Genomic DNA, 7,296 nt, shown 5'->3' with positions numbered 1-7,296 from the left:
GGATTGAATGGCTGGTATTTGCTCTGTGCCAATACAGAATGGGGCCATCTGCATCAAGTAGTTTCCATTATTTTTACTATTGCCGGAGGGTTTCTGTTTGTTCTTTTGTTGTCAATAGCTTTGATAATATATGGGTATATTATAATTCGTAAGAATGGTAATAATCTTATAAAAATTGCCTATTTTGATAAAGTCACAGGGGCGGAAAATTATATACGTTTTGAACAGCGTTTTGAGGAATGTGCCAAGCACACAAAAGAATATTCCATCGTTACAGTTAATATATTGAATTTTAAATTCTTTAATGAGCTTTTTGGGAAAAAATATGCCGATCTCATTTTGAATGAACTTTGTAAAAAAATTCGCTCAAGCATAGCTGATAATGAATTTTTTTGTCGGGAAAATGCGGATCAGTTCTATATTTTGATGCAAGATACTGATAAAGTGCGAATAAAAAACAGGATGGATGATATATCCTCTTCTATGAGTGAGTATTCTCGTAAAAACAAGAATGGATACGATATAAATATTTACTGTGGAGTCGCAATTCATGGAAATCCACATCAGGCTCTGTTAGCACAAAAGTTTATACGGGAAAACACTAAGGAGCGTATCCATTTTTATGATGAAGACATTCATAAGGTGGAGCTTAGAAATAATTATGTAGAAAGCCATATGGAACACGCACTGGAAAACAAGGAGTTCAAATTATATCTCCAACCGAAGGTTCGTTTGGCTGATAGTTCCGTGTCTGGAGCGGAAGCTTTGGTTCGCTGGCAAACTAACGAGGGAGGGCTTGTTTATCCCGGTGAATTTATTCCAGTGTTCGAGTCCAATGGATTTTGTGGCAAGCTAGATTTGTATATGACTGAATGCGCTTGCAAACAAATTCGGGAATGGATTGACAGCGGGGTTCCGCCCATTCCTATTTCGGTCAATCAAACCAGACTTCTTTTTATGGATGAGGATTATGTTGAGAACTTGAAACAACTCCTCACCAAATACCAGGTGCCTGCCAAGTTCATTGTCCTGGAAATTTTGGAAGGGGTAATGGTTAACAATCTGGAAAAGCTCAACACTAAAATTGAACAATTACAATCAATTGGTTTCAAAATTTCTTTGGATGATTTCGGCAGCGGATATTCTTCCCTGAATACTCTACATCTCTTAAAATTGGATGAACTCAAAATAGATCAGGCATTTTTGCGTACAGCATCCCCAAAAGACGGTGCGAAACGGTGGATTGTTCTGAAACAGATTGTGCAGCTTGCGCAACAGCTTAAAATTGTTACTGTAGTTGAGGGAATAGAAAACCGTGAGCATGCGGAAATGATGAAATCCTTCGGCTGCGAATATGGACAGGGGTATTTTTATAGCCGTCCCCTCAGTGCGGAAGAGTTCAGCAAGAAATACATGCGGTAGGCAGGAGCTGTCTTCATGGGTATCCGACCAGCCAGTGGGCTTTGCTTTGCCCAGTGGCTGTTTCTATCTTAGGAACTCAGACTCTGCTTAAACGGGTAAACTTTTCATACTCTTTCATGACAAAATCCAGATGTTCCCCCAAAACGACCCGCTCGTCGCATTTTTTCGCGATCACCTCCCTGCCTTTTTGCCGCACGGAATCATATTCTTCCAAATGGTCAAGGACGCGGCAGATCGCTTCCCGTTGTTTTTCCCTGCCCTCTTCAGGGTAGGCGAGCATCGTTTTTTCCGGCAGGAAAAGAAAATCCGCGCCTTCCTGTACCGGCGTCATCAGCAGAGTTTCGCAACTCATGGTTTCGAGCATCCCCTGTAACGGAGAATTGCTGTATTCGGGAAAAACATACACGGAACTGCAACATAACAGGTGATGATACCTCTCGATGTCGAGGCCTCCCGCCAAGAAAATGCGTTGCCGCACATGCTTCGGCAGGGCGTATATTACCTGTTGCCATTGCTTTTTGGACGCTTCGCTCTCAAACGTAAGCGCCGCAAGGCAATGAGGACGGCATTCAAGCAGATCAAAAATGACCCACATCAGTTCTTTTTGGGAACGGCCTGTTCCTTTCATGTGCCCTGTCACCAGTTCCTTGTCTGAGTTTGGTGCTTCATGGGGAAAAAACAGGGAAAGGTCACGGGGCATGGGGTGGAAAAGAGCCGTATCCACATAGGGCGGCCATACGTGGATGACCGGATGGAGCACGGGCGGGAAAGAGTTTTTCTGTACTTCCGAACGCACGAAGTAGAGGTCACTCTGCGCGGCCATCGCCCTTTGGAGATCCATGACAGCCAGCAGTTTTCCGTCATCGGCGAGTTTGCTCCTGAAGCCGTTGAAATAGAATACGATGAAGGCTTGGGGGAAAATGTGCCGAAGGAAAAGAGCGGGGCCGTCAAAAAACGAGACGAATATCATATCAGGAATGAATCCCGAATCTCGAATATGCAGAAAGGTCTGTAAAGCCTGCTTCCCCAGGCTGAACATCTTTTCCCATTCCATCACAAAGGTATCGTCGCCCCGCGGCATACGTCCGCGATCCCTGTTGAGGTTCAGACGGGCGTGAATAATGCCGGATGATGCGTTATCTTTCTTTGGATGGAAGGAAAGGAACATCACCTCGTTTGTGGGGTCGGCAGCCAGGTCGGAAGGCATTCTTCCGAACCTACCGGGATAACTGACATTACAAAAAAGAATACGCATATACCCTCACACTCCGGACACATGACGGAACGGGATGTCCATATTGCCGCCCGCGATCCGGCGCGGCATGACTGCCAGAGATATACCGGCAATCGAAAGAGCCGCCGGAACCGGAGAACAGATGTAAAAAAAGCCGGAGCGGTTCTTCTGAACCGCTCCAGCGCATATGAAAAGGTTACGAGCCCTGTCCATTCTGGAGGATGAACATATGCTGCTGAATCTGAGCATCATCCTGCCCGTTCATGTCCCGTTCCAGATTCGTTTCCAGAGTCAACCCTCCCTCTTTGAGGGTATAGGTATTGTCGCCCTCCTGTGTCCATTTGCTCATGTCCAGAGAGAGCGTTTCCTTACCGTCAGCATTTTCTCCAAGCGTGATGCCGTACTTTTCGGCAAGCTGATTTATATTGGTCAGGTCAAGGGCCTTTTCGCCAGTGATGAGCACTTCAATGCTGTTTACAAGAGGCCCGGTACCGGTATCCTTGTTGGACAGAATGTCATCCAGCGTCAGCGTGTTGTCATCGGACACCATAAAGTCGATGCCAGAACCGCCGTCCACCAGATAGTCATTCTCGTCATAGACAATGATGTCATTTCCAGAACCGCCGAAGAGGAAATCCTCTCCTTCTCCACCGGAGAGGTAGTCATTTCCTCCCATACCGAACAGAAGGTCATCGCCGGAACCGCCGAAGAGCTGATCGTCGCCGCCATTCCCTGCACCTTCCACAGCATTAATAAACTTTGTAAGAGCATCCTCATCATTGGCGGTATCTTTTATGGCCCCAATGATGTCAGAGTCATCACTAATACCCAGGACATCCCTTACCGAGCTTAATATGTCCTCATCACCAAAGAGGATATCGTCGCCCGTCCCTCCATAGAGGGCATCATTGCCAAGGCCGCCGCTGATGATGTCGTCACCTTCCTGACCGAAGATAAAGTCATCAGCCCCGCTGCCGGTAATGACATCATCGCCACCGGTACGGCCGGTAAGCTCATCCAGGGAGACGTGCGCACTCGTCCCGTCCATATTCAGGACATTGCCGCTCGCATCTACAAGGTAGGGCTTGCCATCGCCGTCCACGCGGGTCTCGTAGCCAAGCTCTTCATGGTGTTCCAGCATGTACTTGACGGTATCGCCGTGCGACCAGCCTTCATAGTCCGTGCCTTTGAGCAGATCGCTGTTGCCATGCTCTTCCAGCCACTGGAACACTTTGGAACCGGAACCGAAGTCGATGTCGGCCGCTACAAGCGCTGCCGCGATGTTGCTACTGGCTCCGTTCAGGTTGTTCAGCAGCATGTCCGTATTCATCACGTCACCGTAAACGATGACGGACGAAGCGGACTCTTCCGCCGTGATGGTGTCGTTGCCGGCAGCCGCCAGCGCACCCGGCCTAAAGCCGCTTTCAAAGGCGGCGGTCAGGCTGTCCGCATCCGTCACCTGCTGGCTGGTGCCGCCTTCCGCAGGGGTGATAACCTGCTCATAAAGCTGCGATTCACTTACCTGCGTCCATTCCCACCGGCCATGCTTGCCCTCGGTGTAGTAGCCCCACTGCATATTGGGACGCCACTCGGTCCCCTGATTTTTATAACTTACTTCCTGCCAGTGCCCATCTCGGAGCTGGACATAATAGGTTTCGTCAGTATCAATGAAAGCTGGCTTATGGTATTCCACGCCATTGGGGGCATAGATGCCGTTGTCAGTGTCAAACCAGCCATTGGCACTATGGGCATCGCCTTCCGCCTGGCTTGTGTTGTCAAACATGGCAAGGTTTTCCATGTCCGTGTCAGACAGGTCATCGCCAAAGCCAATGGCATGGATATCGATATGGCCATTACCCTGGGCAGCCAGGAGCTTTTGGTAACCTTCCCATGCCTTCTGGTAATCGTCCTGATACGCGTTATCCGTGCCATAACCAGCAGGACGCCCGTCCGTCAGGAAATACGTGATATTCCCTGTAGCGTTTTCGACACTGCTGCCCAGCCCGTCAAACCAGTCGGCAGCCGCCTCAAAGGCAGGCCCATAATCCGTAACAGAGTCGCTGCCAACAGATGCGCTGTCAATAGCCTGCTCCAACTTCGTGCTGAGTTGCGCAAAACTTAGATTGTCATCCCCTCCATAACTATAGGATGTTACACCGTCCACCCTGCTAATCGTTATTTCGATGGGGTTCCCTGCACGTTGGGCAAAAGGAATGACTGCAACGGTTACGCTGCCGTTGGTGAAGTCCGTGTTCCCTTCAATGCTGTGGATAAAGTTCTGGATGCTCTCCACAGCAATATCAAGCCTTGTCTGGCGATTATCCCAACCCCAAGGCTTGTCGCCCACCTTTGTATCCATGCTGGAGGACATATCCAGGATGAAGCAGACATTGTAGCTGGCCTCAACCTGCTGGCCTTCGGTCACGCCGCCGCTGTCGCCTGCGGCCACGGTTCCGGCAACGCCGTCGCCGCCGGTAATGGTGATGGTGTCATCGCCATTATCGATGGCAGCTCCGCTTTTGTTCGTTGTTTGCTCCGCCATCTCCAAAGGAACGCTCACCGAGTCTGTAGCAGTGTCGCCGTCGGCGTCTTCCGTCTTAAACACAAGCTCAAACTCGTTGGATAAGTCGCCGGTTCCGTTATCCACACGGAACTGCTCGTACTGCTCCATGCTCCAGTTGCCGTCCTTGTCCAGCGTTGCGGTGAAAAGTTGCTGGCCATTAAGGCTACCGGTCCCAGACCCGCCACTCAGCGTCGCGGTCAGGATTGATTCCCCGGAGGATGACCCGGTGCTGACTTGCAGCGTGGCGATATAGGTTTCCCCATTCACCTGCACCTCAATGGTACCCGTGCCGTCATCACCCATATTGCCGTTCGCCTTGGTGACAATGCTTTCAAGGTCAAAACCGGCATGGACTTCCATATAGGCATCTGCGAAGCCGTCCGCACCGGATTCCGCCTTCACTTCGCCCTTACTGACAATGATGGCGTCGTCGCGCTTGGTGATAAAGTCAAAGCCCTGAATGGTGAAGTCGCTGTTTTCTCCATTATCCACAGCAGAAATGACTACCTTGTCAAAGCCCTCAAGAACAACATCACCGGTATTGAACGTAAACTCACCACTGTTGGTTCCCTCCACAACGGTGGAATAAACCAGCTTTCCATCCTTATAGAACGTGATAAGCGCCTTTTCGGATACGGTATCGTATCCGGTGCCTGCTGCGGGGTCGTCCGGATTCGACTTACCTGCGAAGAATGCTCCGAAATTAATGGTCATGCCATAGGCATATCCCTTAAGATTAATGACTACCGCCTCACTCGTATTATCATCAGAGGCCTGGATCTCTCCATCACCTTCACCACCATTGACCGTCAGGCCCCAGTCCGATTTGGGAGCCTCGCGATACCATTTGCCGTCATTATCCCTCTGAGCAATCCCGCTATCTATATCTTCCTGAGGAGGCATATTCTTATAATATTGCTTTGCTCCTCCGTTATAGAAGCTGTAACCAAGACTCATACCTTCAGGGTTCTCCTCACTTATGCTCGGATGTCCCAAGGAATCGGTCCCCTCGTAGGTAACTTTGGCGGCACTGATCTCAACCTGACCATTCCACCAGGTTGTCCGGACATCCTCACCCTTATTTCCTTCAGTGAAGGAGATAACCTCATCGGATTCTACCAGATTATTGCCCGATCCTCCGGGAGTTATGGAAGTTGATGGAGCAGAAGCCTCGATAATCGGCATATCGTCACAGATGCTCACATCCACAGTGATGCTGGAGGTCGTGCCGTCCGCAAGGGTCACATTCAGGCTGCCGCTGAAGCCCGTTGCGAGCTCTTCGCCCTGCGTGCCGTGCTTCTCGCCGCTGTACGCCTCCGTCTGCTTGAACGTCACGTTGCCCTCGGCATCCACTATCAGCTGGCCGTACACAGTGCCGTCCGTATCCGTCACGTTCACAGTCTGGTTCGCGACCAGGGTCACGCCCGCAGGAAGTTCAGGCATCGTCACGGAAACTGCCGTATCGGTAAGCACGTTGGCATCGTCACCAATCACGTTACCCTTCATGCCGGACAGGTCGGTGCCTTCCACCTTGACATTCACAGCTTCAGGCGCACTCACCATGTCGCCGTCCGCGTCCGTCACCGTGAACTGGAAGCTGTATTCGGCATCGGAACCGGAAGCAGGCAGGTCATAGTGGAACTCACCCGTTTCCGCATTCAGCGTCACCGTCTTGCCCTCCACAGTGAACGTCCAGGTCTTGCCGCCGTCAGTGCTGACGCCTGCAACCTTTTCACCGCCGTTCACGGAAAGCTCGATCTTCGCACCTTCGCCGTTGTCCGCGCCGAAGTCGAAGTTCACCGTACCGTCAATGCCTTCACCGTACGCGCCGGAGAACTCACCCACCGTCAAGGTCGGCATATCGTCACGGATGCTCACATCAACAGTGATGCTGGACTCCGTGCCGTCCGCAAGGGTCACATTCAGGCTGCCGCTGAAGCCCGTCGCGAGCTCTTCGCCCTGCGTACCGTGCTTCCCGCCGCTGTACGCCTCCGTCTGCTTGAACGTCACGTTGCCCTCGGCATCCACTATCAGCTGGCCGTACACAGTGCCGTCCGTATCCGTCACGTTCACAGTC

The 7,296-nt window shown here is 51.0% G+C and carries 3 protein-coding genes; 1 reads left to right on the top strand and 2 read right to left on the bottom strand.

All coding sequences use genetic code 11. The features are described 5' to 3' along the window. The coding region (locus tag ACZM8Y_RS16760; protein WP_489501912.1) for a putative bifunctional diguanylate cyclase/phosphodiesterase at positions 1-1,422 on the top strand (1,422 nt) is incomplete at its 5' end. Positions 1,423-1,498: 76 nt separating this feature from the next. On the opposite strand, the gene ACZM8Y_RS16755 is transcribed toward ACZM8Y_RS16760, so the two are convergent. Beyond that, on the bottom strand, positions 1,499-2,629 hold the full coding sequence (locus tag ACZM8Y_RS16755) for a glycosyltransferase family protein (RefSeq protein ID WP_482334566.1): 1,131 nt from the start codon (positions 2,627-2,629) through the stop codon (positions 1,499-1,501). Between the two features lie 223 nt (positions 2,630-2,852). Beyond that, positions 2,853-7,286, bottom strand: a complete 4,434-nt coding sequence (locus ACZM8Y_RS16750) for a VCBS domain-containing protein (protein ID WP_489501911.1) — start codon at positions 7,284-7,286, stop codon at positions 2,853-2,855. Between the last annotated feature and the right edge of the window lie 10 nt (positions 7,287-7,296).

The organism is Bilophila sp., assembly GCF_057864385.1.
Note: the sequence above shows the minus strand (reverse complement) of the source record. Positions and strands in the feature narration are given on the sequence as shown.

Bases quoted from the DNA above. Each gene is read 5' to 3' on its own strand.
- ACZM8Y_RS16755 (WP_482334566.1), bottom strand. From the start codon at position 2,629: ATGCCTTCCGACCTGGCTGCCGACCCCACAAACGAGGTGATGTTCCTT.